This window comes from Arthrobacter sp. NPDC080073, from assembly GCF_040686575.1.
Taxonomy (GTDB): domain Bacteria; phylum Actinomycetota; class Actinomycetes; order Actinomycetales; family Micrococcaceae; genus Arthrobacter.
In genome coordinates, this window is record NZ_JBFBKR010000012.1 from 1 (window position 1) to 24,321 (window position 24,321).

26 protein-coding genes are annotated in these 24,321 nt (G+C 65.7%); 7 read left to right on the top strand and 19 right to left on the bottom strand.

The window, feature by feature from the left end:
* Nucleotides 1–258: 258 nt before the first annotated feature.
* Nucleotides 259–864 carry a malonic semialdehyde reductase gene (locus AB0O52_RS14260; protein ID WP_364538604.1) on the bottom strand — a complete coding sequence of 202 codons (606 nt, stop codon included), beginning with the start codon at nucleotides 862–864 and terminating at the stop codon, nucleotides 259–261.
* A gap of 188 nt (nucleotides 865–1,052) precedes the next feature.
* Here AB0O52_RS14260 and AB0O52_RS14265 point away from each other — a divergent pair, with 188 nt between their 5' ends.
* Entirely contained in the window at nucleotides 1,053–2,405 is a 1,353-nt protein-coding gene (locus tag AB0O52_RS14265) for a solute carrier family 23 protein (protein WP_364538606.1), read from the top strand.
* Between the two features lie 79 nt (nucleotides 2,406–2,484).
* Here the strand turns inward: AB0O52_RS14265 and AB0O52_RS14270 are convergent, their stop codons facing one another.
* Both AB0O52_RS14270 and AB0O52_RS14275 read right to left on the bottom strand, forming a co-directional pair.
* On the bottom strand, nucleotides 2,485–2,949 hold the full coding sequence (locus AB0O52_RS14270; protein WP_364538608.1) for a GatB/YqeY domain-containing protein: 465 nt from the start codon (nucleotides 2,947–2,949) through the stop codon (nucleotides 2,485–2,487).
* A gap of 263 nt (nucleotides 2,950–3,212) precedes the next feature.
* Nucleotides 3,213–4,355 carry a glycerate kinase gene (locus AB0O52_RS14275; protein ID WP_364538610.1) on the bottom strand — a complete coding sequence of 381 codons (1,143 nt, stop codon included), beginning with the start codon at nucleotides 4,353–4,355 and terminating at the stop codon, nucleotides 3,213–3,215.
* 132 nt (nucleotides 4,356–4,487) lie between these two features.
* On the opposite strand from AB0O52_RS14275, the gene AB0O52_RS14280 reads away from it, so the two are divergent.
* Nucleotides 4,488–4,838 (top strand): YciI family protein, encoded by a 351-nt coding sequence (locus tag AB0O52_RS14280; protein ID WP_364538611.1) that lies wholly within the window; start codon nucleotides 4,488–4,490, stop codon nucleotides 4,836–4,838.
* Between the two features lie 7 nt (nucleotides 4,839–4,845).
* Nucleotides 4,846–6,135 carry an RNA polymerase sigma factor gene (locus AB0O52_RS14285; RefSeq protein WP_364538612.1) on the top strand — a complete coding sequence of 430 codons (1,290 nt, stop codon included), beginning with the start codon at nucleotides 4,846–4,848 and terminating at the stop codon, nucleotides 6,133–6,135.
* Here AB0O52_RS14285 and AB0O52_RS14290 read toward each other — a convergent pair.
* The 4 genes from AB0O52_RS14290 to hxlB form a co-directional block, all read right to left on the bottom strand.
* Nucleotides 6,077–6,862 carry a glycerophosphodiester phosphodiesterase family protein gene (locus AB0O52_RS14290; RefSeq protein WP_364538613.1) on the bottom strand — a complete coding sequence of 262 codons (786 nt, stop codon included), beginning with the start codon at nucleotides 6,860–6,862 and terminating at the stop codon, nucleotides 6,077–6,079. The genes AB0O52_RS14285 and AB0O52_RS14290 overlap by 59 nt on opposite strands.
* Before the next feature lie 38 nt (nucleotides 6,863–6,900).
* On the bottom strand, nucleotides 6,901–7,149 hold the full coding sequence (locus AB0O52_RS14295; RefSeq protein WP_364538614.1) for a hypothetical protein: 249 nt from the start codon (nucleotides 7,147–7,149) through the stop codon (nucleotides 6,901–6,903).
* A gap of 179 nt (nucleotides 7,150–7,328) precedes the next feature.
* Nucleotides 7,329–7,952 (bottom strand): 3-hexulose-6-phosphate synthase, encoded by a 624-nt coding sequence (gene hxlA, locus AB0O52_RS14300; protein WP_364538615.1) that lies wholly within the window; start codon nucleotides 7,950–7,952, stop codon nucleotides 7,329–7,331.
* Nucleotides 7,953–8,004: 52 nt separating this feature from the next.
* On the bottom strand, nucleotides 8,005–8,625 hold the full coding sequence (gene hxlB, locus AB0O52_RS14305) for a 6-phospho-3-hexuloisomerase (RefSeq protein WP_364538616.1): 621 nt from the start codon (nucleotides 8,623–8,625) through the stop codon (nucleotides 8,005–8,007).
* A gap of 139 nt (nucleotides 8,626–8,764) precedes the next feature.
* Here hxlB and AB0O52_RS14310 point away from each other — a divergent pair, with 139 nt between their 5' ends.
* On the top strand, nucleotides 8,765–10,039 hold the full coding sequence (locus AB0O52_RS14310; protein WP_364538617.1) for a LuxR C-terminal-related transcriptional regulator: 1,275 nt from the start codon (nucleotides 8,765–8,767) through the stop codon (nucleotides 10,037–10,039).
* Nucleotides 10,040–10,075: 36 nt separating this feature from the next.
* On the opposite strand, the gene AB0O52_RS14315 is transcribed toward AB0O52_RS14310, so the two are convergent.
* The 4 genes from AB0O52_RS14315 to AB0O52_RS14330 form a co-directional block, all read right to left on the bottom strand.
* Nucleotides 10,076–10,888 (bottom strand): HAD family hydrolase, encoded by an 813-nt coding sequence (locus AB0O52_RS14315; protein ID WP_364538619.1) that lies wholly within the window; start codon nucleotides 10,886–10,888, stop codon nucleotides 10,076–10,078.
* 46 nt (nucleotides 10,889–10,934) lie between these two features.
* Nucleotides 10,935–11,459, bottom strand: a complete 525-nt coding sequence (locus AB0O52_RS14320; protein ID WP_364538621.1) for a YbhB/YbcL family Raf kinase inhibitor-like protein — start codon at nucleotides 11,457–11,459, stop codon at nucleotides 10,935–10,937.
* Nucleotides 11,456–12,424, bottom strand: a complete 969-nt coding sequence (locus AB0O52_RS14325; RefSeq protein WP_364538623.1) for a carbohydrate kinase — start codon at nucleotides 12,422–12,424, stop codon at nucleotides 11,456–11,458. The genes AB0O52_RS14320 and AB0O52_RS14325 overlap by 4 nt, the downstream gene beginning before the upstream one ends.
* Nucleotides 12,425–12,493: 69 nt before the next feature.
* On the bottom strand, nucleotides 12,494–13,303 hold the full coding sequence (locus tag AB0O52_RS14330; protein ID WP_364538855.1) for an alpha/beta hydrolase: 810 nt from the start codon (nucleotides 13,301–13,303) through the stop codon (nucleotides 12,494–12,496).
* A 152-nt stretch (nucleotides 13,304–13,455) separates the two neighbouring features.
* Between AB0O52_RS14330 and AB0O52_RS14335 the strand changes: the two genes are divergently transcribed.
* Complete coding sequence (locus tag AB0O52_RS14335; protein ID WP_364538625.1) at nucleotides 13,456–14,559, top strand: RelA/SpoT domain-containing protein; 1,104 nt, start codon at nucleotides 13,456–13,458, stop codon at nucleotides 14,557–14,559.
* A 139-nt stretch (nucleotides 14,560–14,698) separates the two neighbouring features.
* Here the strand turns inward: AB0O52_RS14335 and AB0O52_RS14340 are convergent, their stop codons facing one another.
* Genes AB0O52_RS14340 through AB0O52_RS14355 form a run of 4 tightly spaced genes read right to left on the bottom strand, consistent with a single transcriptional unit; the run spans nucleotide 14,699 to nucleotide 17,991 of the window.
* The gene (locus tag AB0O52_RS14340; RefSeq protein WP_364538627.1) at nucleotides 14,699–15,319 is read right to left on the bottom strand and encodes a LacI family DNA-binding transcriptional regulator; all 621 of its coding nucleotides are present in this window, start codon (nucleotides 15,317–15,319) and stop codon (nucleotides 14,699–14,701) included.
* Between the two features lie 3 nt (nucleotides 15,320–15,322).
* Complete coding sequence (locus AB0O52_RS14345; protein ID WP_364538629.1) at nucleotides 15,323–16,078, bottom strand: LysR family transcriptional regulator substrate-binding protein; 756 nt, start codon at nucleotides 16,076–16,078, stop codon at nucleotides 15,323–15,325.
* A gap of 48 nt (nucleotides 16,079–16,126) precedes the next feature.
* A complete protein-coding gene (locus AB0O52_RS14350) occupies nucleotides 16,127–17,191 on the bottom strand; it encodes an ABC transporter ATP-binding protein (RefSeq protein ID WP_364538631.1) in 1,065 nt (354 codons plus the stop codon).
* Nucleotides 17,188–17,991, bottom strand: coding sequence for an ABC transporter permease (locus AB0O52_RS14355; RefSeq protein WP_364538633.1), 804 nt, complete (start codon nucleotides 17,989–17,991; stop codon nucleotides 17,188–17,190). Before AB0O52_RS14355 ends, AB0O52_RS14350 begins: the two co-directional genes overlap by 4 nt.
* Before the next feature lie 133 nt (nucleotides 17,992–18,124).
* On the opposite strand from AB0O52_RS14355, the gene AB0O52_RS14360 reads away from it, so the two are divergent.
* Nucleotides 18,125–18,574: a DUF5997 family protein gene (locus AB0O52_RS14360; RefSeq protein WP_364538635.1), complete on the top strand. Its 450-nt coding sequence runs from the start codon at nucleotides 18,125–18,127 to the stop codon at nucleotides 18,572–18,574.
* Between the two features lie 152 nt (nucleotides 18,575–18,726).
* On the top strand, nucleotides 18,727–19,344 hold the full coding sequence (locus tag AB0O52_RS14365; RefSeq protein ID WP_364538637.1) for a hypothetical protein: 618 nt from the start codon (nucleotides 18,727–18,729) through the stop codon (nucleotides 19,342–19,344).
* Nucleotides 19,345–19,376: 32 nt separating this feature from the next.
* Here AB0O52_RS14365 and AB0O52_RS14370 read toward each other — a convergent pair whose 3' ends face one another.
* Genes AB0O52_RS14370 through AB0O52_RS14385 form a run of 4 tightly spaced genes read right to left on the bottom strand, consistent with a single transcriptional unit; the run spans nucleotide 19,377 to nucleotide 24,214 of the window.
* Complete coding sequence (locus tag AB0O52_RS14370) at nucleotides 19,377–20,063, bottom strand: GntR family transcriptional regulator (protein ID WP_364538639.1); 687 nt, start codon at nucleotides 20,061–20,063, stop codon at nucleotides 19,377–19,379.
* A gap of 28 nt (nucleotides 20,064–20,091) precedes the next feature.
* Entirely contained in the window at nucleotides 20,092–21,825 is a 1,734-nt protein-coding gene (locus AB0O52_RS14375) for a biotin carboxylase N-terminal domain-containing protein (protein ID WP_364538641.1), read from the bottom strand.
* Nucleotides 21,822–23,459: a 5-oxoprolinase/urea amidolyase family protein gene (locus tag AB0O52_RS14380; protein WP_364538643.1), complete on the bottom strand. Its 1,638-nt coding sequence runs from the start codon at nucleotides 23,457–23,459 to the stop codon at nucleotides 21,822–21,824. Before AB0O52_RS14380 ends, AB0O52_RS14375 begins: the two co-directional genes overlap by 4 nt.
* A complete protein-coding gene (locus tag AB0O52_RS14385) occupies nucleotides 23,456–24,214 on the bottom strand; it encodes a 5-oxoprolinase subunit PxpA (RefSeq protein ID WP_364538645.1) in 759 nt (252 codons plus the stop codon). The genes AB0O52_RS14380 and AB0O52_RS14385 overlap by 4 nt, the downstream gene beginning before the upstream one ends.
* Nucleotides 24,215–24,321: the final 107 nt, after the last annotated feature.

A 24,321-nucleotide genomic window follows, 5' to 3' on the forward strand; every position in this document is an offset into this window, starting at 1 on the left:
TCGTCCCGTGCGGCTGCAAATAATACTCATGCATGAACTCACGGATCTCTTCCCGCGTAAAACCCTTGGTATCAACGGCCATCGCCGGCTCCTTCTCAACAGGTAATGAATGACTCACAACCAGCTTGACGAAGAGGGGCCCGCTCACATATACCCCCTCAAGCGCAAACGCCCGCTCACATATACCCCCTCAAGCGCAAACGCCCGCTCACCAGAGTGAGCGGGCGTACGCGAAGTGGACGTCAAAGTGAGCGGGGGTTAGACGGTGCGGACGACGTCTTCGTAGGCGAACTTCGGCTTGGCATCGCCGAAAGCGTCCGGACCTGGCTGGCCGATGTTGACCACGAGGAAGCTCTTCTGGTCACCGGCAGGGAAGAATTCAGCGTCGATCGCAGCAAAGTCGGCACCGGTCATGGGGCCGGCAGCGAAGCCGAGGGAGCGGACGGCGAGGATGAAGTAGCCGGCCTGCAGGTGGGCGTTGTTGTTGCCCGTGGTTGCGGTGAACTCGGGATTGGCGTCGTACATGGCCTTCGGGGCGGAGTAGACCGGGAGGAACTTGTCCCACTGCTCGTGCCAGGCGGTGTCGTAGGAAAGCACTGCGACCAATGGAGCAGAGGCGGTCTTGGCCTTGTTGCCTGGGGAGAGGGTCTCGACGAGCTTGGCGCGGGCCTCGTCCGAACGGACATAGGTGACGCGCAACGGCTGGGAGTTGAACGCCGTCGGGCCGTACTTGGTCAGTTCGTAGATGGCCTGGGCCTGCTCCTCGGAGACCTCGCCGGCAAACGAGTTGGCAGTGCGGGCTTCGGCAAAGATGGCGTCGACTGCTGCGGCGTCAATCACTGCTTCTTCGTGGGCGATCGTCATTCGCGTACCTTTCGCTGTGCCCGCAGCCATGGACGGCCGGGCGCTTATGCTTTCCATGCTTGCAACTTCAACTTCGCCGCGCCTCTTCCCGTGAAGCCACGTGACGTTCCACACAGCGGAATCAGCAGGCCGTCCGGGCGGTAAGGTTGCACCCGGACAATCACAACTTTCAGGGAAGGCTCCCGTAGATGAGCATGCTCGGAACCAAATGGAAGCTGCACGGCAACGGCAAGACGATCCGGCCCGGACACGTGGTGGCACCCGAGGAGCGGCTCGCGTGGCCGTTGACCATCGGCGTCGGCATGCAACACGTCGTCGCGATGTTCGGAGCTACCTTCCTGGTGCCCATCATCACGGGCATGCCGCCGGCCACCACACTGCTCTTTTCCGGCATCGGCACCCTGTTGTTCCTGGTCATCACCAAAGGCCGCGTACCCAGCTACCTTGGTTCGAGCTTTGCCTTCATCGCCCCCATCCTGGCGTCCCAGCAGCAGTTCGGCGTTCCCGGCGCGCTCGGCGGAGTGGTGCTTGCCGGCGTCGTACTTGCCCTTATCGGCGCGGTGGTGCAGAAGTTCGGCGCTGAGTGGATCAACCGGACCATGCCGCCTATCGTCACGGGCGCGATCGTCGCCCTGATCGGCCTGAACTTGGCTCCGGCAGCAAAGGCGAACTTCGACAAGGCCCCGGTCACCGCCCTCGTGACGCTGGTGACGATCATCCTGGTGAGCGTCCTCTTCCGTGGCATTCTTGGCCGCCTGAGCATCCTCGTGGGCGTGGTGGTTGGCTACTTCACCGCCATGACGCGCGGCGAAGTGGACTACTCCAAGATGGACTCGGCCTCATGGATCGGGCTGCCGCACTTCCAGACTCCCGAGTTCCACCTCGGCGTCGTGGGCTTGTTCGTGCCGGTTGTCCTGGTGCTCGTGGCCGAAAACGTGGGGCACGTGAAGTCCGTGGCTGCGATGACCGGACGGAACCTCGACGACGTTTCCGGCCGCGCGTTGATGGCCGACGGCGTCGCGACGGTCCTCGCCGGATTCGGCGGCGGTTCCGGGACCACCACCTACGCCGAGAATATCGGCGTCATGGCAGCCACGAAGGTCTACTCGACGGCGGCCTACTGGGTTGCCGGGACCTTCGCCATTCTGCTGAGTTTCTCGCCCAAGTTCGGCGAACTGATTGCTACAGTTCCCGCCGGCGTGCTGGGCGGTGCCGCAACCATGCTCTACGGGATGATCGGCGTCCTGGGCGTAAAGATCTGGGTGCAGAACAAGGTCAATTTCTCCAACCCCATCAACCTGACCACGGCAGCCGTCGCCTTGATTATCGGGATCGCCGACTACACGTGGACCATCGGCGAACTGAAGTTCACGGGTATCGCACTGGGCTCGGCCGCTGCCTTGGCGGTCTACCACGGCATGAAGGGCCTGGCCCGTTGGCGCGGGACGGTTGCCGAGCCCGAGATGGAGACGGCAGGGCTGCCGCCGGCGGCAAAGGCAGCGATGAATGCGGCGGCTAAGAGGAGCGGGAAGAAGCGGTAGCGTCCCTCCCCGGGGAATTCATGTGTTCGGCAAGGAGGTCAGCCCTCCCCGCCGAACACACCTAGCCGAACAGACCTAGTTAAGACAGGCGCCGGCGAACAATCTCGCTGACCGCCTTGCCCTCGAAGCGGCCGCCGATCTTCTCGGTGACCGGCTTCATGACATAACCCATGTGCATAAGGGACAGCTCCACGCCGTCGGCCTTGAGCGAGGCGATGACCTCGTCAACGATGGATTCAACTTCCTCGGCGGTCAGTGGTTCCGGCAGATAGGCCTCGATTACCTCGGCATCTGCGATCTCCGTGGCGGCACGCTCGGACTCTCCGGCCTCCTCGTAAAGCCTGGCGACCTCGTGATATTCGGAAGCCTCCTTCCGCAACATGGTCGTGATCTGGGCGTCGTCCAGCTGGATCGGCGTCTGGCCGGCTTTCTCACGGGTGTCAATCTCGCTGAGGACGTTGCGTGTGGCGTTCAGGGCGATGCGGTTGCCATCCTTCATGTGGCTGACGACGTCTGCGTGCAGCCGCTCTTTCAAGGTGGACATGGTGTGCTCCTCGATTCGATGGTGCCGTGCTGGCCGGCTGCCAGCCCGGCAGGCGGTGACGGCGTCCCGGGCGGGGGTCGTCGCATCGTGAGTGCATGGCAGAAGTCAGAGCCATGCTTTGTACGTTAATTATCTGCCCGGTGAGGCCGAGTAACCCAGAATCCAACACGAGCATGCCCCCTCCTGGTACTCAGGAATGGGCATATTCACACTATGTCCATTCCTCGCACCCACCGGGGGGCATGTCCCCCTTGGACCCGAGCTCAGACCCCTTCCAGGACCTGGCTCGTAGCCCATGCAAGGTATTTGGCCGCGTTCGCTAGGGCATCAGCTGCATCGGGCACTCCATCGCGACGCTGTGCGACGTCGAGGAGCTGCGCCGCGGCCACCACGCCGTGGCCGGCCAGTTCCTCGGGGGTCACCAGGATCCTGCCGGCTACGACAATCACCGGAATGCCTTGCCCGTATGCCGAATCCGCCAGAGCGATGGGTGCCTTGCCGGTCAGCGACTGCGAGTCCATGGATCCTTCGCCCGTGATCACCAGATCCGCGCCGCCGAGCTGTTCGGGAAGCCCTGTCAGTCCCGCCACGAGGGCGAACCCGCCTTCCAGCGTCGCCTGGGTGAAGGCCAGGAACGACGCCGGGAATCCGCCGGCCGCCCCTGCGCCGGGAACGTTGACATCCTGTCCTCCCGCTTCCCGCAGCAGGGATGCCCAGTTGCGCAGGCCGGCGTCGAGCAGTTCCACCGCGTCTTCGTCCGCACCCTTCTGCGGGCCGAACACATGCGCAGCGCCGTCGCTGCCAAAGAGGGGGTTCTGGACGTCGACGGCGATCCGGAACCTCGCTGCGGTCAGGCGCGGATCAAGCCCGGAAACGTCGAGGGACACGACGTCGGCGAGCGAGCCACCGCCGAGCGGAACCACGTTTCCTGCCGCGTCGAGGGGCTTCAATCCGAGCGCACGCAGGGCCCCGCTGCCGCCGTCGGACATCGCGGATCCGCCCAGACCGAGCACAATCTCGGTTGCTCCGGCGTCGAGGGCCGCGGCGATGAGCTGGCCGCAACCGTAACTGTGGGCGCGCAAGGCGTTTTCCGGCGTCGGCTCCATGTGCGCCAGTCCGGACGCTTGTGCTGTTTCGATCACCGCGGTGGCTCCGCCGAAAGCATTTTGCCGGATGGCCCATGCGGCGCCCACCGGCTTGAGAATGGGGCCTACGACGGCATTGATCCGTTCTTCGTAGCCTGCCGCCACGGCTGCTTCCAGCGTTCCTTCGCCACCGTCGGCGATGGGAAACTGCGTCACCACGGCATCCGGATAGACGCGCAATACCCCTTCGGCCATCGCCGACGCTGCTTCTGCGGCGGTGAGGGAACCTTTGAACTTGTCCGGGGCAATCAGGATACGCATGCTCCCATCCTGCCAGCGGGGCTAAGCTTTTCGCAGATTCGTACGTGGAGATGTCGAAAACAGCTCACGCCGTTCGTATAGGGGGTGAGACGCAGGCAAGGTGCCGGCGCCACATCCCAAGGAGGAACAGTCATGTCACGCTATCTGCTCAGCATCTACCAGCCCGACGGCCCCGCCCCGGAACCTGAAGTCCTCAACAAAATCATGGCCGATCTTGACGCCCTGAACCAGGAAATGCGCGACGCCGGCGCCTGGGTTTTCACGGGCGGCCTGCACCCGGCCAGCACCTCCACAGTGGTGCGTGTGAACGACGGCGAAGTGCTCACCACGGATGGGCCCTTCACCGAGGCCAAGGAACATGTGGGAGGCCTGTGGGTCATCGAAGCCCCGGACCTGGACGCTGCGCTCGGCTGGGGACGCAAAGCCGCCCAAGCCACGACGCTGCCTATCGAGGTGCGGCCGTTTGCGGGCTACCGGGAATAGTTTCTCCATGGTCCATATTTCGGAGATCGGGCAAATATTCCGCGAAGAGTATGGACGCTCCGTAGCGGTCCTGGTCCGCGTTTTGGGCAGCATCGATGCCGCCGAAGACGCGGTCCAGGACGCCTTCACGGAGGCCGTGGCCCGTTGGCCCGACGCCGGGCTGCCGCCAAGCCCCGCCGGCTGGATCATCACCACTGCCCGCAACCGCGCCATCGACCGGCTCCGCCGCGAGGCTACCGGGAGGGACAAGCTCGCCCAGGCCGCTCTCCTTCAGGGCGATGAACACGGCGATGGACTCGGGGATGGACCCGAAGGAATCGAGGGGGACACCGTGGAAGACGACCGGCTCCGGCTGATCTTTACGTGCTGCCACCCCGCCATCAACCGGGCCGCGCAAGTGGCCCTTACACTCAAGCTCCTGGGCGGGCTCGGCACCGCCGAAATCGCCCACGCTTTCCTCGTGCCTGAGCCAACCATGGCGCAGCGCCTCGTGCGGGCGAAAGCAAAGATCCGCGACGCCCACATCCCCTACCGTGTGCCGAGCGGGGCCGAGCTGCCCGAGCGCTTGAAGTCGGTGCTGGCCGTCATCTACTTGGTCTTCAACGAGGGCTACGCGGCAAGCTCGGGAGCCGGACTGGTGCGCGAAGACCTCTGCCGCGAGGCCTTGCGCCTGGGCCGGCTCATCATGGAACTCATGCCTGACGAGCCCGAAGCCAAAGGGCTCCTGGCCCTCATGCTTCTGCTAAATGCCCGCCGCGCAGCACGGACAACTTCCGACGGCGGCCTGGTGCTCCTCGCGGACCAGGACCGCAGCCTCTGGGACCGGGACCAAATAGCGGAAGGGCAGTCCTTGGTGCGGCAATGCCTGAAGAGGAACCAGCCCGGACCGTACCAATTGCAAGCTGCCATCAACGCGGTGCACAGCGATGCCGCAAAGCCCGGGGACACGGATTGGCGCCAAATCCTGGCGTTGTACGGGCAACTTCTGGCAATGGAGCCGACGCCGGTGGTCGCCTTGAACCGGGCCGTGGCCCTCGCGGAGGTGGAAGGACCCGCCGCGGGGCTTGCCGCCGTCGACGTCCTTGAGCTGGGCCACTACTATCTTTTCCACGCAGTGCGGGCCGATCTGCTCCGGCGCCTGGGCCGCAATACAGAAGCTGTCGCCGCCTACCGGGCCGCGCAGGAGCGCACGGACAACGACGCCGAGCGAGACTTCCTGGCGGCGCGCGCCCGGGCGCTCACCACCACTGGCCCCGGCCTTGCAGCACCGACTTCAGACGATCCGCGCGGTCCGTGACCAGGCCGTCCACGCCCATGTCCAGCAGTCTGGCCATCTCGGCGGAATCGTTGACCGTCCAGACGTGAACCTGGAGCCCAAGCCGATGCGCGCGCCGCAGGAAACCGGGCGTCACTACCGTCAGGGGGCCGTACCGGACCGGGACCTGGAGGGCATCGACGTCGTGCAGGATCTTCCGCAGCCAGCGCTCCGGAAGAATCGGTCCCAAGAGAGTAAAGGCAGCGTTGCAGACGATTCCCGCTGACGATGCTGTTCGACGGCGGAGCAGCCGCAGGACCGCACGGCGCCTGCGGTCGGAAAAGCTCGCGATCAGCACCCGGTCATGGGCATCGAGTTGTTCGATGACTCCAGCGAGTGGCTTGACCGTATGCCAATCCTTGACATCGACGTTCAGCCGAGCCTCGGGGAATGCCGTAAGGACCTCTGCCAAGCGGGGAATTGCTTCGCGGCCCCTGATGCGGACTTTGGCGATCTCGGCAGCGCTGAGGCTGGAGATGGGGCCGTGGGCATCTGTGACACGGTCGAGGGTGTCGTCGTGAAAAAGGAGCACCACGCCGTCGGCAGTGGTGCGGGCATCGGTTTCAAGATGCGTGAAGCCAAGCTCAAGCGCGGCCCTGAACGCCGCGGCCGAATTCTCAAGCCCATCGGGCGAAAACCCGCGGTGCGCGAAGGCAAGCGGAGCGGATTGTCCGTCCGGGCGACTGAAGAAGGGCAAATGCGAGCTCACACGGGTAGCGTAACCCGGCCGTGCCGCCCGCGACCCCGTCAGGATTCCTGCGGGACGATCTCCACGCCGTCGCCGCAGTGCACCAGCGTGCGGCCGCGACCGCCGTCGAGGTTTACCCAGACCACGCTGTGGTCGCTCGAAACGGCGTCCACCTGGCCGGGGTTCTCAAACCCGGGCGCAAGCTTGACTCGCACCCGGTCTCCGCGGCGCAACTGCTTCCAATGTTCGGCCGGCACTGCGCGGCGAACGGGGGCCTCGGGCCACCCCGTCGTCTTTCTCTTGGCCATCATGTCCCCTGTGATCGGCATCGAATACGGCAAGAGCCTACGGGGAGTAGTTGAACGGCAGTTGGACTGAAGCTGTGTAATAGGTGAGCGTGCCCAACTGACCCGCAATTGTTGTCGTTTTGAGGCCTGAAAACGACGTTAACTGCGAGTCAGTTGGGCCCACCCGGCTGAAGTTGCTGCTAGATGATGGCGGCGCGGAGTTGCTTCGCGGCTAGGGCGGGATCGTCTGCGCCGTAGATGGAACCACCGACGACGGCGACGTCCGCTCCGGCGCGCTGGACGGCTCCGATGGTGGACAGGTTCACGCCGCCGGCGACGGAGAACGGCACGCGGGCTTCCTCGCCGGCGCTCAGCAGGACGTCCAGGTTGTAGCCCGGCTTTGCCTGCTCGTCGAGCCCGGCGTGGAACTCGATGAACTTGGCACCGAGGGCGCGGGCTTCCTTGGCGCGGGTCACCTTGTCCGCAACTCCGATCAGGTCCACCACGATGCCCTTGTTGTGTGCCTTGGCCGCCTTGACTGCACCGGCAATGGTGGAGTCGTCCGCGCCGCCGAGCACTGAGACGAGGTCTGCGCCGGCCTTGAAAGCGATGCCTGCTTCGAGTTCGCCGGCGTCCATGGTCTTGAGGTCGGCGAACACGATCTTGTCCGGGTGGGCTTCCTTGATGGCGGTTACGGCCGTAAGACCTTCGCTTTTCACGAGCGGGGTGCCGAGTTCGATGATGTCAACGTATTCGGCCACTTTGCCGGCTATCTCGAGGGCAGCTTCGGTGGTGAGGACGTCGATGGCGACTTGCAGCTTCATGGGGTTCTCTTTCGGTCGTTTGTTGTGGTGTTGTTGCGGTGGAAATCAGGGGTCATTCGAGGTTGGCGTGGCGGAGCCAGAGTTCCTCGGCCGGGGTTGCGTCGTTGTCCCACAGGGTCTGGAAGACGGCTTCGGCAGCGAGGAAGAGGACCTGCTCGAACAGGCTGCCGGAGTACTGGCGGGACAGTGTGGATCCGTGGTCCGTCTTTTGCGCCGCAGGAATGATAACGACGACGTCGGCCAGTTCCGCGAGCGGGGAGGTTGCGTTCGTGGTGTACACGGCGATCCTGGCGCCGGCTTTGGAGGCCGTCTCGGCAGCCCGCACGACGCCGGAGGTCGTCCCGGAGCCCGAGGCAAGCAGCAGGAGATCGCCCGAACGGATGGCCGGCGTCGTGGTGTCCCCCGCGATGTGCACGTCGAATCCGAGGTGCATCAGCCGCATCGCGGCCATTCGCAGGACAAGGCCGCTGCGGCCGGCTCCTGCAACGAAGATCCTTCCGGTGGCCGAGTTCCCGGCGGTCTGGACTTCCGTGGCCAGGCGGGTCAGCTGCCCCAGGTCCACTTCAGCGGCCGTTTCTGCGATCTCGCTGCCCACGAGGGCCAGGCTTAGCTCGACATCCACGCTTGGCTCGGCATCCGAGGCGGCCTGGAACGTCTCTGCGGTGGTGGTCATGCGTTACCTCCTGCTCAGGTGAATCCTCCGTTTGAATCAATCGTTCTGGATTGAACGGATAGGTGTAACGCTGAGCATGGGCAGTGTTGGCTACCCGTTTGGGTAGTATGCGCAAGACGCGAGCCGCTAGAGTGGCGGGATGACTCCCAGCACATGGACGCTCCTCGAAGCAATTGCGGCACTAGCGAACGCCCCGTTGATGAGTATCGCCGAGCAGCTTCGCGAAGCAGCATTGCCCTACGTGGGCAGCAGCGCGCTGGTCATTTTCACCGAGGACTGCACTGGCCGGCCCCAGAAGAAGGCCGGGGCGGAAGCCATCATCAGCCGCGTCTCCATTCCTGAACTTGACCAGTTGCGCTCCCAAGTTGCCGAAGGCCAGGCCTGGCAGGGAGAAGCGACCATCGCCGGACGGGAGCGGCCCGTTCTTGCCTTGACGTCCGGGACCAATGCACTGCTGACCCTGACGGAGCCGGACCTGCCCGAGGAACCGCTGGAGCGGGAGTCGGCACTGCGGATGCTTGACTACCTGTGGCAACTCACGGCACGGCGCATCCAGGAGAAGGTGGCGGACGCGCCGCCGTCGTACCTCCTGGAATCCCGGGCGGCGTCCGCCGAGCGGCTCCGCGTCACTGCCGAACTCGTGGACAAGCATTCCACCACGCTCGAGACGATGCTGGCGGCCCTACGATCGAGCTCGCTCGAGGACGCCGCGGCCCGCAAGGCCGTCACGGACCTTGCCGCGACCTCGCTCGTCAATCTGCGGACGTTGAGCGACCGCACTTCGGATCTCGTGGAAGAGCCTGTGGCCACCGCGTTCGAAAGGCTGCGGGAGGACCTGCGCCCACTCATGCACTTCAGCGGACTCGACGTCCAGTTCATCGAACCGCCCGTCAACGGCCGCGCCTTGCCCGGCGAAGTCGCGCACGCTGCACGGGCGATCGTGCGGGGTCTGGTACTGGCCATCGTGGAGCAGCCCGCGGTGAGGCGCGTGCGCGTGCAGTGGGACTGCGACGGCGTGAACCTGCTCATCAATGTGCGAGACGACGGCCTGGGTGAACTGACCGCGGATTCGCCCAACATTGCCCGGCTCAACAGCAGAGTGGCAGCGCTGGACGGCCGAATGAACATCGAGGTCATGGCCGGCTGGGGAGCGGACGTGCAGGTGGTCATGCCGCTGGACCCGCCATCAGCGCCCGTGGGCGATATCGGTGGATGGGGCCTGGCCGAGCGCGAAATGGAAGTTCTTCAACTGCTGGCGGCCGGACAGCGCAACCGAGCCATCTCCGCCAAGCTGCATATCAGCGAAAACACCGTTAAATTCCATGTCAGGAATGTCTTCAGGAAACTCGGCGTAGGTTCACGAACAGAAGCCATTGCCTTGGCGCACAGCCACGGGCTGCGGGCGCCGAACTAGCGGACCAGCGCGGCGGCCCAGTGCGGCGGCCAGTGCCTACGAAACCCGCAGGGAAGCGAGCTTTGCCTCGAGGATCTGGGCCACGCCGTCGTCGTCGAAATGGGGGGCTTGCTGGCCGGCTGCGCTGATCGCCTCCGGATGGCCGCTGGCCATTGCATAACCGTCGCCCGCCCAGCGCAGCATCTCGACGTCGTTGGGCATGTCGCCGAAAGCGACTACCTCAGCGGCGTCGATGCCCCGGGACGACGCGTATTCAGCGAGCGTGACGGCTTTGTTGATACCGGGCGCCGACATCTCCAGGAGCGCGGTCCGCGGCGCCGAGTGGGTGGTTTCCACGAGGTGCGCGACGGCGGGCTGCACCTTCGCCAGGAAATCATCCGGGGTGCCGCTGCGCGTCACGGCAAGGAACTTCACGACGGCGTCGTCCCCGGTCAGAGTTTCGTCCAGCCAAGCAGGGGTAAACTCGGCCAGAAGCTCACTGGTTTCGTTCTCAATGAACCCGGGTTCGAGATGGAATCCGGTCAGGGTTTCGGCCGCGAACAAAGCGTCCGGCCGGAGCTGCTTGATGATCCGCCGGGCCTCCAGCACGGACCCGATGCTCAAGGCATTTGCCGAAATCAGCTTGTCGGCTTCAAGATCCCACACGACTGCCCCATTTGAGCAAATCACGATGCCGCTGTGGCCGATCTGCTCGCGGAGGGGGTAGAGCCAGCGCGGCGGCCGCCCTGTCACGAACACCACCTCGATGCCCGCGTCACGGCAGGCATGGAAAGCGCGGACGGTGCGGCTGCTGATCTTGCCGTCATGGCCGAGGATGGTGCCGTCAATGTCACTTGCTACGAGCCGCATTATGTCAGTCTACGTGGGGGCAGCCGCCGTCGACTTCGCCCCAAAGCTAGCGCCGCTCGAAGTGGCCTGTGATGACGGCCCGGGCCAGCGTGTGGGCTGCCAGCTTGCGGACGAGCGCTTCCGTCGAGGCACCGGCGTCGAGACCCAGCTCTTCGACGTCGACGGCGTGCACGGCCACGATGTACCGGTGCGGGCCGTGCCCAGGCGGAGGTGCGGCACCCAGATATCCGGGGAACCCGCCGTCGTTCTTTAGTTGAAACGCGCCCGCGGGCAAGTGCGAGCCGCCCTGAACGCCGGCGCCGGCCGGCAAGGAGTTCGTACCCGCGGGTATGTTGACCACGGCCCAGTGCCAATAGCCGCCGGCCTTGGGTGCATCGGGGTCGAAGACGGTGACGACGTAGCCCTTGGTCCCCGCCGGGGCTCCATTCCAGCTCAATTCCGGGGATTCGTCCTTGCCGCCCGCCACGCCGAAGCGCTTGCTGGTCTGCGCGCTGCTGAGTACGTCACCATCTTTGAACGACTTGCTGGTGACATCGAACGATGGGACTTGTGGAAGGTCGGTGTAGCTCATGGCTGCCTTTCGACGCCTGCCCCGGACTCCGGGACGCCCAAGGCGTTGAGTTCGGCCCGTGTGGGCGGATTCGCGCCCGGCCGGGAAACTGTGATTGCCGCGGCACGCGCCGCATGGTTGAGGATCCCTTCAAGCATTTCGGCAGGCAAGGCGTGCAGCTCTTCCCGGTTTTGGGCCCCTGCCAGTCCGCGGTCAACGATCCCGGAGAGCAGCGCGGCCATGAAGGAATCGCCGGCACCCACCGTATCCGCCACCTCTACCTTCGGGGCGTCCACTTGGACCTCGCCCTCGGCCGTGACGCCCCAGGGGCCATCTGCGCCTCGCGTGACGACCACGACGGCGGGTCCCCCACTGCCGCCCAGGGCCAGCCAGCGCCGGGCCGATTCCAAGACGTCGACGCCGGGGTAGAGCCACTCAAGGTCCTCGTCCGATGCCTTGACCACGTCCGCAAGTGCCACGAAACGCTCCACTTGGGTGCGCGCATAGTCGCGATCCCCGATGATGCTGGGCCGGCAGTTGGGATCGAAGCTAACGGTTGCGTTCGGATGGGCATGCTCGACGGCGGAAAGGACTTCCGACGCACCCGGCTCCAACATGGTGGCAATCGAGCCCGTGTGCAGGAGTGACGTCCCCTGAAGCATCAAGGGGAGGCGCGCAGCGAGGCCGGGAAGCTCCCAGGCGAGGTCGAAGGTGTAGCTGGCAGCGCCGTCGTCGTCGATCAGGGCGGTGGCCACGCTGGTGGGACGCTCGTCCGGCGGCAGCGGAACCATGACGGAACTGGAGCGCAGATGCGCCGCGATCGATTCCCCGTAGGCGTCCTTGCCGAAGCGGCCAATGAACTGGACCGCGTGGTCCAACCTGGCCAGACCCACGGCAACGTTGAGCGGACTTCCGCCCACGTGTGCGTCGACTCCCGAAGAACGCTGGACGACATCAACCAGCGCTTCACCTATGACTGTCAGCATGGGACAACTCTGCCACGCGGATGTGGCGTGCGTCTCGCGATGACAGTCAGTGACTTTGTCGGCAATCCCTCACACCAGCAGCCGCTGCACCAACTCCCGGCACTTCTTGTACGCAACGGCCCTGGGGTCGATCAGGTCGAAATGGTCGCCGGGTACCTTGACGAACTGGGCCGCTCCCCCGGAAGCGGTGGCTGCGGCAACATAAGCCTCGGACTGGCTGCACGGGACATCCTCGTCCGATGCGGCATGGACTGCGAAGACCGGAACGGGGATGGGGAGCGACCTCATGGGGTCGGCATAGATATGCCGTTTGGGGTATCTTACCGAGTCCCCACCCATGAGGTTGTCAACGGCGCCGTTGCTCAGGTTGAGCCGCTCGGCGTCCGCCAGGTTCAGCAGTCCGGATTGGCTCACGACGCCGGTCAGCCGCACTGCCGCGCCGTTGTCATGCCGATGGAGCTGCCGGTCGGCGTCGGGGGCACCGATTTTGGAGAGCTTATCCCGCCCCGCTGCCCAGACCGCCAGATGGCCGCCTGCGGAGTGTCCCAACGCAACGACTTTGTTCAGATTGAGTTCATGCTTGCCGGCAATCTCGCCCAGATGGTCGATCCCGTCGAGGACGTCTTCGAACGTATGCGGCCATCCGCCACCGTTTCCCGCCCTCCGATACTCAAGGTTCCAGGCAGCTATTCCGTGCGCAGCGAGGTCCCTGGCAATCGGCTCACCAAGTTCCGCGCCGTACTGGGAGCGCCAATAGCCCCCGTGGATCACCACCACCACACCGTCGGGTCGAGTGCGGTGTGGCTGCAGCGAATCTGGTACGAACAGCTCGCCCCATTGGCTGGAGTGCTGGCCGTAGTAGTACTTGTGCCGCTTCATCGTGTCCTCCTTTGTGCCGAGCCTATCGCGCAGGAGCGCCGCGGAGCGGGAGCCGTTGCCATTTCCGCGCGGACACAGGCAATGGAGCGCGGTGCTGCGCGTGGCCGGGTCCGGCTCCGCTTCACTGTCAGCCATCCCCGTAAGCTGGAGGCATGGCTAGCAATTGGGACAGCTTGGATCCTCAGCTGCGCGAATCAGTACAGGCGAACGTGGAGCTTTACGAGCGCGTACGTCCTGCCCTGAAACTCGTCACCCGCGACGTCCTCTTGACCCTGCGGGACATGCTCAAGAACAGCGAGTCCGTGCCCCTCTTCGTCACGGGACGCACCAAAACGGTCGAATCTTTCCGGGAAAAGATTTCCCGCACCGAGGTGCCCTTGGAGGGGGGTCCGCGGGTCCTGAAGTTCCCGGACCCGTTCCGGACCCTGAACGACATGGTGGGGCTGCGCGTCATCACCAAGCTTCCGGCGGAGAACGCCGCGGTCGCCAACCTGATCAAGCGCCAGCGCCAGCTTTTCGATTGCCGCGGCGACCTCGAGAAGGACATCGGCTCCATCGAGTCCGGCACCTATGGATACTCGAGCCGCCACCTTATCCTCCGCACCATCCAGAACGAGTCCGTGAAGGCGTACCAACAGGTCTTCAATCCGGACATTCCGCCGAATGGCAGCTACTTCTTCGAATGCCAGATCCGTACGGTGTTTGCGCACGCCTGGAGCGAGATCGAACACGACATCCGATTCAAAGCCGAGGATCCGCGCGCCTGGACGCCGCATTTCGACCGCCAATTCACGGCGACGGCGGCAATGCTGGAAACCGTGGAGAGCGCCTTCGCCGACCTCCACGAACGCTACGAGCAAGTCCGCGGCTACTGGGATCTCGATGGTGAAGGTTCCATGCCCCTCACCCCCAATCGTGTGCGTGACGTATGGCGGACGCTTCTTCCGCACGTTGACCGTAAAGTTGATGACGACTGGGGTTGGGCTGCAGAGCTGCTTGCGGCCCACGGACTGAACAAGACCGTGGAACTCGCTGGTCTCCTCAGCGCCAACCGGATCACCGAGGTCCGCAAAGCCCTGGACCACCGTTACTCCCCTGGACCGGACCGCCTCCTGGATGACCTCCTGCTGTGGCAGTACGGCACTGAACACATCGACCTCACTGCTGAGGCGCCCGACGTCGTCCCCCACCCCCGGCGGGACAGCCTCCAGCGGCGTCTCAAGCAGATTGAGCGGTACCGCCTGACCAAAGGCTAGGACCCGTGACACCGGGAGGTGGAGCTGATGGGCCTCAACGCGGCGAGCGTACGGACGCGCGAGCGGTGGCCCCAACTAGCTCGCATTAGTTGTCGTTATGAGCCGCCAAAACGACAACTAATGCGAGTCAGTTGGGTGGCTACGGCGACTTGAACTCCCAAGGCGCGGCCTTGGTGGTTCCCGCCCCAATGGTGCGGCCGGCCAGCCGGTCCAGGAGCAGGGTGATGGCTCCTTCGAGGGCTTCCGGTTCCGGGGTTCCGCCCGCGGATCCAGGTGCCAGGACATCGAAGCCGGCAGGCTGCATGGTGTCCGAAATGATGACTTGGGCTACTCCGCGCCTGGCCAGTTCGCCCACCGTGAGGTCAAGGACGGTCCCGGGCGGAAGGGCACCGATGATGGCGCCGTCGGCACCGCCGGAGAGCATGAACCGCCGCCATCCGTCGCCGATGAGGATCACGGGCTGGTAGCCGTGCTGGGGCAAGATGCGTGCGGCGGCCGTTGCCAAGGCCCGGTCCCACGGCCATTCCAGGTCGCCAATGGCAATCGCCACGAGGTCGGTCTTGCCGCGGCGCATTCCGCGGGCCGCCTGATTCGGTACGTAACCCAGTTCCTTGGCCGCGGCCTGGACGCGTTCTTGTGTTGCTTCGCTGATGCGGGTGGTTCCACCGAGGCGTCCGGACAAGACATAGGACACGGTGGTGAGGGAAACGCCGGCGCTCTTGGCGACGTCCCGGATGGTCGGTTTCGCTCCAAGTCCCATTGCCTAGCGCTTTCCTTTCTTACGGGAGCCCCTGCCCCGGCCTTTGTCGGGGTTCGGCGCATAGCGCTGAGCCACCGCCGGCTTTTTCGCGCCCGTGCCGCGCCGGTCCGGCTTGGGTGCCTTCTTGGGCTTCTCCTGCTGCGCCGAAGGCTGCCGCGAGCTCTGCGCGGTCCGGCCCCGGACAATGCCAATGAATTCCTCGATGACCTCGCTGGTGGAGTCGCTCGGCCAGGCAAGGGCGATCTGTGTGCCTTCGGCCCCTGTCAGGCGCCGCGCAACGGTGTCCCTGACGTTGAAATGCCGGGCCACGGACATCGGCAGGACCACCAGACCGGCACCCGAGGCCACCACCTGCATGGCCATCTCCGGCCCGCCCATTCCGGCGACATCCAGGAAGTTCTCCTCTGCGAGATCCTCCAGCGCCACCTCTTCGAAAACCGAGATTTCGTGACCCTTCGGGGCCACGACCACAGGTTGCTCTTCGTAGAGTGGAATGACGTGGAGTCCCTCGCGATCCACCGGCAAGCGCACAAAGCTGAGATCCGCCGAACCGTCGCGCAGAACCTCCAGCTGCGCGCCGTCGTCGGACATGAACGAGTGCAGGGGAACATCGGGCATGCGCTCTTCCCAGCGACGGATCCATTTCCCGGGCGTCACGCCGGCGACGTAGGCGAAAGTGAGCCCCCGGGGACCGCTGGTTTCAGCGTCGGAGGCGTCGGGAACGCCGACGTCGGGCAGGGATTCTTGATCGGAAGGCACCAGTTCACAGTACCGCGCGGGCGGTAGCCGACCCAGCGCCTGCCCAAGCTACGCCGCGTACACCTGGACCGCAGTGGCCTTGACCACGAAGTAGACGCGGGAGCCGGGTTCCAGTCCCAGCTCGGCGGAGGCTGAGGGCGTGATGTCCGCTGCCAAATCGCCGGCCCTGACCCTGATGTGGTCCCCATGCGGTTCAAGATCCGTGATGGCAACGGGAAAAGAGTTGCGCGGGCTGCCGTGGGCGGCATCCAGGAAGATGGAAACGGCCGACGGCGGGAAGGCGGCGACGCCGGGCCGGCCCGGTTCCGCTTCGTCATCGAGGTGTCCCGCGACATGCAGGCCGGGAACTTCCGCGGTGGCGAAGGTCCTGAGTCCGTCCGTCGTGACGGTGCCCGCCATGAGGTTCACCCCGGCCAGGCCTGCGGCGAACTGGCTTCGCGGGCGCCGGAATACCTCACGGGTGGCGCCTTCCTCGACGATCCTGCCCTTTTCCATGATGATCACGCGGTCCGCGAGCATGAGCGCGTCCAGGACGTCGTGGGTAATGATCAGGGCTCGGCGCCCGGACAGGACGCGCTTGAGGAGCCGGCGCAAGTGCGGGGCGGCGTGGATGTCCAGCGCGGACATCGGCTCGTCGAGGAGCAGCAATTCGGGACGGGCCGCCAGCGCGCGGGCCACCGCGACACGCTGGGCCTGCCCCCCGGACAACTGCCCGGGCTTCCGCCGGGCGAACTCCGTTGCGTCGACTTCGGCGAGCCAGTGCCGCGCAGTTTCGTGTGATTCCGCCCGGGAAGCGCCTGCGCTGCGCGGGCCGAAAGCCACGTTGTCCAGGACGCTCAGGTGTGGGAACAGCAACGGTTCCTGGGCCAGCAGTGCAGTGCCGCGAAGGTGCGGAGGTGTCCATACCCGGCTGCCGCCGTCGAGGTCGAAGAGAACCTGACCCCCTAGCCGGGCAGAGCCGGCGTCCGGCCGCACGAGGCCCGCCGCGACGGAAAGCAGCGTCGACTTTCCGGCGCCGTTGGGTCCGAGGATCGCCACGGTTTCCGCCTGTCCGAGGCTCAATGACACATCCAGGTTGCGGGCCCGGACCGTGGCGTCGATGTGGAAGCTCATGCAGCCGCCTCCGCCGGAATGTCCGCGCGGTGCGGACGCCGGTACGACAGACCGACGACGATCACGGCCACGGCGACGAGCACGAGAGAAAGCGCGACGGCGGCGTCCGCGTCGCTCTCGCGCTGCAGGTAGATTTCCAAAGGCAAGGTCCGGGTGACACCTTGCAGGCTCCCGGCGAAAGTCAGCGTGGCCCCGAACTCGCCCAGGCTTCGGGCAAAGGACAGCACCGCCCCGGACGCGAGCCCGGGGAGGACCATAGGTACGGTCACGCGCCGCAGGATGGTGGTGGGGCGGGCGCCGAGCGTCGCGGCAACAGCTTCGTAGCGGTTGCCGGCCGTCCGCAAGGCGCCTTCGAGGCTGACTACCAGGAACGGCAGGGCGACGAAGGTCTGGGCCAGGACCACCGCCGTCGTCGAAAAGGCGATCTGGATGCCTGCGAGCTCAAGGCTCTTGCCCAGAAGACCCTGCCGCCCGAACGTGTAGAGCAGCGCGATACCGCCCACCACCGGCGGCAACACCAAGGGCAGGAGGACGAAGGCACGCAGGAGCCGCTGCCCGCGGAAGGGCCGGCGCGCAAGGACAAGGGCCAAGGGAATGCCCAGGACAACGCAGAGGGCGGTGCTCGCGGCAGAGGTGCGGAGGCTAAGCCCCAACGCCGTCAGCGAGGAATCTGAGGTCACCAGCGGGATGAACTGTGCCCAATTGACCTTCGCGACCATGGCGGCCAGCGGCAACAGGACGAACAAACCGCCCACTACCGCAAGGCCATAGACCCACCGTGGAATCCCGCTGAAGTTCATCAACGCCTACGGTACGCCGAGGCTTGCGTCACCGGGACTTCCCGGGCGGCCCCGGCGACTCTTGTGTGCGGCATGGCTTCATCCTAGAACAGCCGCTGTGCCACTTCCCTGCGGTGGCGGATACCCTTGAACCATGACCTCTGCAAACTCCCAGTCCATGAAGCCGGCCACCGTTGCCAAGAAACTTGGCATCTACCTGCCTGCAACACCCCAGGAGTTCCAGGATTCGGAAATCACCCGCGCCGAGTTCGCCGAGCTCCAGGCCAACGCCCCGGAGTGGCTCGCCGAGCTCCGCCGGACGGGTCCGCACCCGCGTCCCGTGGTGGCACAGAAGCTGAATATCTCCATCAGCGGGCTGGCCCGCGGCGGAATCACCGAGCCCCTGACGACGGCGGAAATCACCGAACTGCTGGCAGCTCCCCCGCAGTGGCTCGTCGTCGAGCGCGCCACGCACGCAGCCGTACGCTCCGAGGCAAAGCGCATCAAGGAAGAAGCCGCCAAGAAGGAAGCTACGAAGGAAGCCAAGACCAACGCCCCTACCAAGCGGGATGCGCCCAAGGCATCCAAGCGGGACCACGCTTAAGCTCCAACCGGACTTCCGCGGGAAGGCAGGACACCCCGGACCGGGGGTGTCCTGCCTTCCTGTTTTTACGCCCAAATCGGGCTCTCGCCTCCAGGTCTTCCTCGGCGCATACTGAATTCAAAGCGATGCGCATTCGCGTGGAGGTGGTCCGATTGCCCGCCACAACTGGAATCCAGCTGACTGCCTGGGAGATCGGGCTGTGGGCGGTTTTGCTCATGTGCGCGGTGGCCTTTACAGTCAACGCCGTCCGCAAAGGGGTCATCCACGGAGCCTCCGACGGCGGCCGCCTCGCCTTGCAAGGGCCCCTCGGACATCGTGATCGGGACCTGCTCAAAGAGCCGGACGCCATCTTCTGGAACATCTTCGCCGGGCTCGTGGTGGTTGTCCCCGCAGTCGTCATCCCCGCCTTGGCCTCGCCCGCCGTCGGGCTCTTGATGCTCTTCCTCGGCATAACTGCTGCTGTTGCCGCCTTTGCCGTCGGCCGGAACCTGGAGCAGAGGCGCCAAGACCGCAGCGGTTTCACGGAAGCTGCAGCCCGTCACGACGCCATCCTGGCTCGCTGGCAAAGGTATGAACTGGATCCCGCCAAGGGCATCGACTTCCCCGGAATGAGCGACGTCAACGTTCCGCAAACCGCCGCCTTGGTCCGCGCGCTGCAGGAAGCCCAACGCTGCCGGCTGACAGCGGGGGCGGACTATGCCCGCGCCGTGGAGCAATTGGAAGTTGCGATGGCCCAAGCCGAAGCAGCGGCGGGCGTTTCTGCCCCGTAGCCGACTCGCGCCCTTCGTGGTCGCGCAGGTGCCTACGGAATTGCCCCGATGTGCACTAGGAGTTCGTGTTCGGCACCGTCGAGGTAGCGGCGCAACTCGGCTGCGGCCTCTTCGCGCTCTCCGTTACGGATCTGGGCGACCAAGGCGGCGTTGCGTTCCACGTAATGCCCGTGGAAGTCGGGGGTGGTGGCCATCGCGTGGAAGACCAATCGCATCTCGGCCAGCACTTTCTCCATCAATGCGTCCAGCGAAGCGCTTCCGGACAACGACACCAGGGCCCTGTGCAGCTCCTGGTTGGCGTCGGCCATGCCGGCCACCGATCCCTCCGCAAGGGCAGTCCGGGCTTTGTCGACGATGGCGTCCATAGTGTCGAGGGCTCCCGCCGGGACATCGCCCCACAACACGGCCGCCGGTTCGATCAGGCGCCGCACCCGGTAGATTTCGCGGACGTCCTCGGCACCGGGGGCGGCTACGAACACGCCACGGTTGGGGATGCGCTGGACCACGGATTCACCCGCCAGCACAGTGAAGGCCTCCCGCAGCGTGTTCCGGGAAACGCCGAGCGCCTCGGACAAGGCCTGTTCGGAGAGCTTCGTGCCGGGCGGCAACAGGCCCTGGGAGATGCGCTGGCGAAGCTGGGCGGCAACCCACGCTCCAGTGTGGGCGTGCGTGGCGTGGCCGGCGTCGGCGATTCCTTGAAGCGCAGCGTTCATGGGCATGCCCCAAATCTACCGAACGGCGAACCCGTCAGCCGATGCTGGCAAGCACCTCTCCGCGCCCGACGGCGGTGCCCGGCCCGTGCGGTCCACGCGCCACGGTGCCGGAACGGTGCGCAGGGACGGTGGTTTCCATCTTCATGGCCTCCAACACAGCCACGGGCTGTCCTACTTCCACGGTCGCACCGTCCTCAACGAGCCACTTCACCAGCGAGCCGGACATCGGCGAGGCCAGCCCGGCATCGTCGGCCACTACAGGGGCCGAAACAGCAGCTTCGGATCCGCCACCACCACTCATCAGCGCCTCGAACAAGCGAAGGGGGAGCCCAAGCTGGACCGCCTTTCCGTCCAATTCCACGGTGAACGTCCTGCGTTCCGAGCCGGGGGCCGCGCGGGCGATCTCCGAAGACGCGGCAAGCTCCTCGGCGAACTCGGTCTCGATCCACGTGGTGTACACGCCGAGCTTGTCCTCCGAGGTGAAGGCTTGGTGGCGGACCACGGCACGGTGGAAGGGAAGAACGGTGGGCAAACCCTTGATCTGCATCTCGTCCAGGGCAGCCCGGGCGCGGCGCAGGGCCTGCTGCCGGTTTTCGCCACGGACAATCAGCTTGGCCAGGAGGGAATCGTATTCTCCGGGAACCGCCGAGCCGGATCGAACGCCCGAATCCACTCGGATGCCCGGTCCGGTGGGGGCCTCGAACACGTCCACCGTGCCGGGGCCCGGGAGGAAGCCGCGCGCGGGATCCTCGGCGTTGAGGCGGAACTCGAAGGCGTGTCCTTTGGGCTCGGGGTCTTCCGTCAGGGAGAGGATGCCGCCTGCAGCGATCCGGAATTGTTCGCGGACCAGGTCCACACCGGAGGTTTCCTCGGTGACAGGGTGCTCCACCTGCAGGCGCGTGTTGACCTCCAGGAACGAGATGGTGCCATCCACCGCCACGAGGTATTCGACGGTTCCGGCACCGTAGTATCCGGCCTCGCGGCAAATGGCCTTGGCCGATTCGTGGATGAGCGTGCGTTGTTCAGGGCTCAGGAAGGGTGCCGGAGCCTCCTCCACGAGCTTCTGGTTTCGGCGTTGCAGCGAACAGTCGCGGGTTCCGAGGACCACGACGTTGCCATGCATATCCGCCAGGATCTGGGCCTCGACGTGCCGCGGCTGGTCCAGGAAGCGCTCCACGAAGCATTCGTCCCGTCCGAAAGCTGCCTTGGATTCACGCACGGCCGATTCGAATGCGTCCTCGATATCCTCAAGGCGCCGCGCAATCTTGAGCCCGCGGCCTCCCCCGCCAAAAGCAGCCTTGATGGCCACTGGCATGCCGTATTCCAAGGCGAACGCAAGCACTTCAGCCGCATCGGCCACGGGCCCATCGCTGCCAGGGACAAGCGGAGCCCCGGCACGGACGGCGATCTCCCGGGCCGTCACTTTATTGCCTAACTCCCGGATCGACTGCGGAGCCGGGCCGATCCACGTAAGCCCTGCGTCGATCACGGCCTGCGCGAAGTCGGCGTTCTCGGACAGGAAGCCATATCCGGGGTGCACGGCGTCGGCCCCGGCACGGCGGGCGACGTCGATCAGCCTGGCGATGTCCAGGTACGTCTCGGCGCCGGTGGAACCGCCCAGCGCGTAGGCCTCGTCGGCAAACCGGACGTGGAGGGAATCGGCGTCGGGGTCCGAGTACACGGCAACAGACTCCAAGCCCTCATCGGAGCAGGCGCGGGCAATCCGCACGGCGATCTCGCCGCGGTTGGCGATCAGGACCTTTTTCATGGCTGGGTTCCTTCGGAGATAGCGCCGGTAGCGGCAGGTTCAAGGGGTTCAAGGGTTGCAGGGTCCACGATCGTGAACCGCACCCTGTGGCCTGGCGGCAATTGCGCCGCCGTCGGCAGGTCTTCGGGTACGACGACGGCAATCACCGGATACCCGCCCGTCACCGGGTGGTCGGCGAGGAAGAGGACGGGATGTCCGCTGGGCGGGACCTGGAGTGCGCCGGCAACTGTCCCTTCGCTGGGGAGCTCGCCGGCGCCGCGGTCGGCGTTTCGTTCGAGCGCACGGTTGCCGGCAGGCTTGAGCCGGACACCGATTCTGTTGGACTGCTCGCTGGTGATCCAGTCCTGCTCCGTGAGCGTCTCCACGGCGCGGGAATCGAACCAGTCGTCCCGCGGGCCCAAGGTGACGCGGAGTTCCGCGGACGCCTCTCCCAGCCGCAGCGTCGATTCCTCCGGGGCACCGACCATCTGGAACAGCGGCGCTCTTCCGACGGGCAGGCGGGTACCGGCAGACAACGGTGCGGGACCGATTCCGGACATCGAGTCGCTTGAGCGGCTGCCGAGCACCGGAGGCACAGCAATCCCGCCGCGGACGGCAAGGTAGCTTCGGGCTCCGAGCGTTGGCTCCCCTAGGCTGAGGGATTCCCCGTCCAGGAGGACGAAGGGCGCGCGCATGGCGGCGCAGCGGGCCGGAGCCCCCGATGCATCGCGGATTTCCAAGGGCACCGCCGCTCCGGCTAGAGCGAGGACCTGGTCGCCGACGGCCCGGACTGAAAGTCCGCCCAGCACGTTTTCAATCACTGCGGCCCCGGCCTCGTTGCCCACCAAGCGGTTGGCCTGTCGGGTCGCTTGCTGGTCCACGGCGCCCGCAGCCGACACGCCCAGGTCCCCCAGCCCGGGGCGGCCGAGGTCCTGGACGAGCGATTGCAGTCCGGGTGAGTCCACCACCAGGGCGGGGCCGGTGTCCTCGCGGACAGCGGGCGGCGCCGCAGGCGGTACGGGAGTCAGGGCAACGGCCTCGCGGACGGCCACATACCGGACCCTGTCTCCCGGACGAACCAGCGCCGCCGACTCCCGCTCGAGATCCCACAGGACCGCCGTCGTGCGTCCGATCAGCTGCCAGCCGCCCGGGGATTGCCGGGGGTAGACGGCGGAGAACGTTCCGCCGAGCGCCACGGAACCGGCGGGAACGGCGGTGCGCGGCGAGTTGCGGCGCGGAACGTCGAGGCTGTGGTTCTCGCCGAGCAAGTACGTGAAGCCCGGTGCGAAGCCGCCGAACGCCGCGGTCCAGAGCTGCCCAGTGTGGGCGGCCACGACGCCGTCGCTGCCCAGACCGGTGAGCATGCCCACCTCGGCGAGGTCCTCGCCGTCGTAGACCACTTCGATGGTGACGTCGCGGGAACTGTCGCGTGGCACCGCGCCCAGGTCAACATGCCCGACGGCGGTTCGCGCCGCGAGTGCCTCGGCGTGCGTGCCGAACTTAACGAGTACGGTGGCTGTCGCGGCGACCACGTCAAGCTGGCCGGGCAGGGGCTCGGCGAGCAGCCGGGAATGAAACGCCAGCACGGAAGGGAGATCGCAAAGTTCCACCAGCAGGGCCCGCGGGCCCGCCCAGCGTATTCCGGTGAGGCTCACGCGAAGCTCCGTACGGTGACTCCAGCGGCTTCGAGTCCCGCGCGGACGGCTGCTGCCATGGCCACGGCGCCGGGAGTGTCTCCATGGACGCAGATGCTTTCTGCGTGGACATTCAGGACGGAACCGTCGCGGGACACGATTTTGCCCTCCTTTGCCAGGCGGACCATGTTCTCGGTAATGGCGGCGTGGTCGTGCAGGACGGCACCTTCTTCGCGCCGCGATACGAGGGTGCCGTCCGCGTTGTAGGCCCGGTCGGCGAACGCCTCGGCCACTCCCCGGAGCCCCTTCGCTTCGGCTTTGGCGAGTGCGACGGAACCCGGCAGGAGGAGGATCGGGAGTCCGGGACTGAAGGCATGGACGGCGTCGGCCACAGCCTGGGCATGGACCTCATGGTGGACGATTGTGTTGTAGAGGGCACCGTGCGGCTTGACGTACTTGATCCCGGAGCCGGCAGCATGGGCCAGGGCTTGGAGCGCGCCGAGTTGATAGAGAACGTCGTCGGCCAGTTCGGTTGCGGAGCAATCGAGGAAGCGTCGGCCGAAACCCGCGAGGTCCCGGTAACCCACGTGGGCACCAATGGTCACTCCTGCGGCGACGGCCTCGCGGCAGGTCCTGGCGATCGTGGTGGGATCTCCGGCGTGGAATCCGCAGGCCACATTGGCACTCGACACGTGGCGGAAGACTGCAGCGTCGTCGCCCATGGTCCAGTTGCCGAAGGATTCTCCGACGTCGCTGTTGAGGTCGATATAAGGCATTGTGATCCCCGTCTCAGGTTGAATACCTCACCATCATGCCTGAAACGTCAAGATTGTTCAACAATCTTGACGCATGGACCAGCTCCCCGGATTCCAAAAGTGAGGTC

Bases quoted from the DNA above. Each gene is read 5' to 3' on its own strand.
- AB0O52_RS14375 (WP_364538641.1), bottom strand. From the start codon at position 21,825: ATGAAAAAGGTCCTGATCGCCAACCGCGGCGAGATCGCCGTGCGGATT.
- AB0O52_RS14355 (WP_364538633.1), bottom strand. From the start codon at position 17,991: ATGAACTTCAGCGGGATTCCACGGTGGGTCTATGGCCTTGCGGTAGTG.
- AB0O52_RS14335 (WP_364538625.1), top strand. From the start codon at position 13,456: ATGGCTAGCAATTGGGACAGCTTGGATCCTCAGCTGCGCGAATCAGTA.
- AB0O52_RS14385 (WP_364538645.1), bottom strand. From the start codon at position 24,214: ATGCCTTATATCGACCTCAACAGCGACGTCGGAGAATCCTTCGGCAAC.
- AB0O52_RS14340 (WP_364538627.1), bottom strand. From the start codon at position 15,319: ATGGGACTTGGAGCGAAACCGACCATCCGGGACGTCGCCAAGAGCGCC.
- AB0O52_RS14280 (WP_364538611.1), top strand. From the start codon at position 4,488: ATGTCACGCTATCTGCTCAGCATCTACCAGCCCGACGGCCCCGCCCCG.
- AB0O52_RS14260 (WP_364538604.1), bottom strand. From the start codon at position 864: ATGACGATCGCCCACGAAGAAGCAGTGATTGACGCCGCAGCAGTCGAC.
- AB0O52_RS14360 (WP_364538635.1), top strand. From the start codon at position 18,125: ATGACCTCTGCAAACTCCCAGTCCATGAAGCCGGCCACCGTTGCCAAG.
- AB0O52_RS14310 (WP_364538617.1), top strand. From the start codon at position 8,765: ATGACTCCCAGCACATGGACGCTCCTCGAAGCAATTGCGGCACTAGCG.
- AB0O52_RS14325 (WP_364538623.1), bottom strand. From the start codon at position 12,424: ATGCTGACAGTCATAGGTGAAGCGCTGGTTGATGTCGTCCAGCGTTCT.
- AB0O52_RS14295 (WP_364538614.1), bottom strand. From the start codon at position 7,149: ATGGCCAAGAGAAAGACGACGGGGTGGCCCGAGGCCCCCGTTCGCCGC.
- AB0O52_RS14320 (WP_364538621.1), bottom strand. From the start codon at position 11,459: ATGAGCTACACCGACCTTCCACAAGTCCCATCGTTCGATGTCACCAGC.
- AB0O52_RS14330 (WP_364538855.1), bottom strand. From the start codon at position 13,303: ATGAAGCGGCACAAGTACTACTACGGCCAGCACTCCAGCCAATGGGGC.
- hxlB (WP_364538616.1), bottom strand. From the start codon at position 8,625: ATGACCACCACCGCAGAGACGTTCCAGGCCGCCTCGGATGCCGAGCCA.
- AB0O52_RS14270 (WP_364538608.1), bottom strand. From the start codon at position 2,949: ATGTCCACCTTGAAAGAGCGGCTGCACGCAGACGTCGTCAGCCACATG.
- AB0O52_RS14370 (WP_364538639.1), bottom strand. From the start codon at position 20,063: ATGCCCATGAACGCTGCGCTTCAAGGAATCGCCGACGCCGGCCACGCC.
- AB0O52_RS14275 (WP_364538610.1), bottom strand. From the start codon at position 4,355: ATGCGTATCCTGATTGCCCCGGACAAGTTCAAAGGTTCCCTCACCGCC.
- hxlA (WP_364538615.1), bottom strand. From the start codon at position 7,952: ATGAAGCTGCAAGTCGCCATCGACGTCCTCACCACCGAAGCTGCCCTC.
- AB0O52_RS14285 (WP_364538612.1), top strand. From the start codon at position 4,846: ATGGTCCATATTTCGGAGATCGGGCAAATATTCCGCGAAGAGTATGGA.
- AB0O52_RS14315 (WP_364538619.1), bottom strand. From the start codon at position 10,888: ATGCGGCTCGTAGCAAGTGACATTGACGGCACCATCCTCGGCCATGAC.
- AB0O52_RS14265 (WP_364538606.1), top strand. From the start codon at position 1,053: ATGAGCATGCTCGGAACCAAATGGAAGCTGCACGGCAACGGCAAGACG.
- AB0O52_RS14350 (WP_364538631.1), bottom strand. From the start codon at position 17,191: ATGAGCTTCCACATCGACGCCACGGTCCGGGCCCGCAACCTGGATGTG.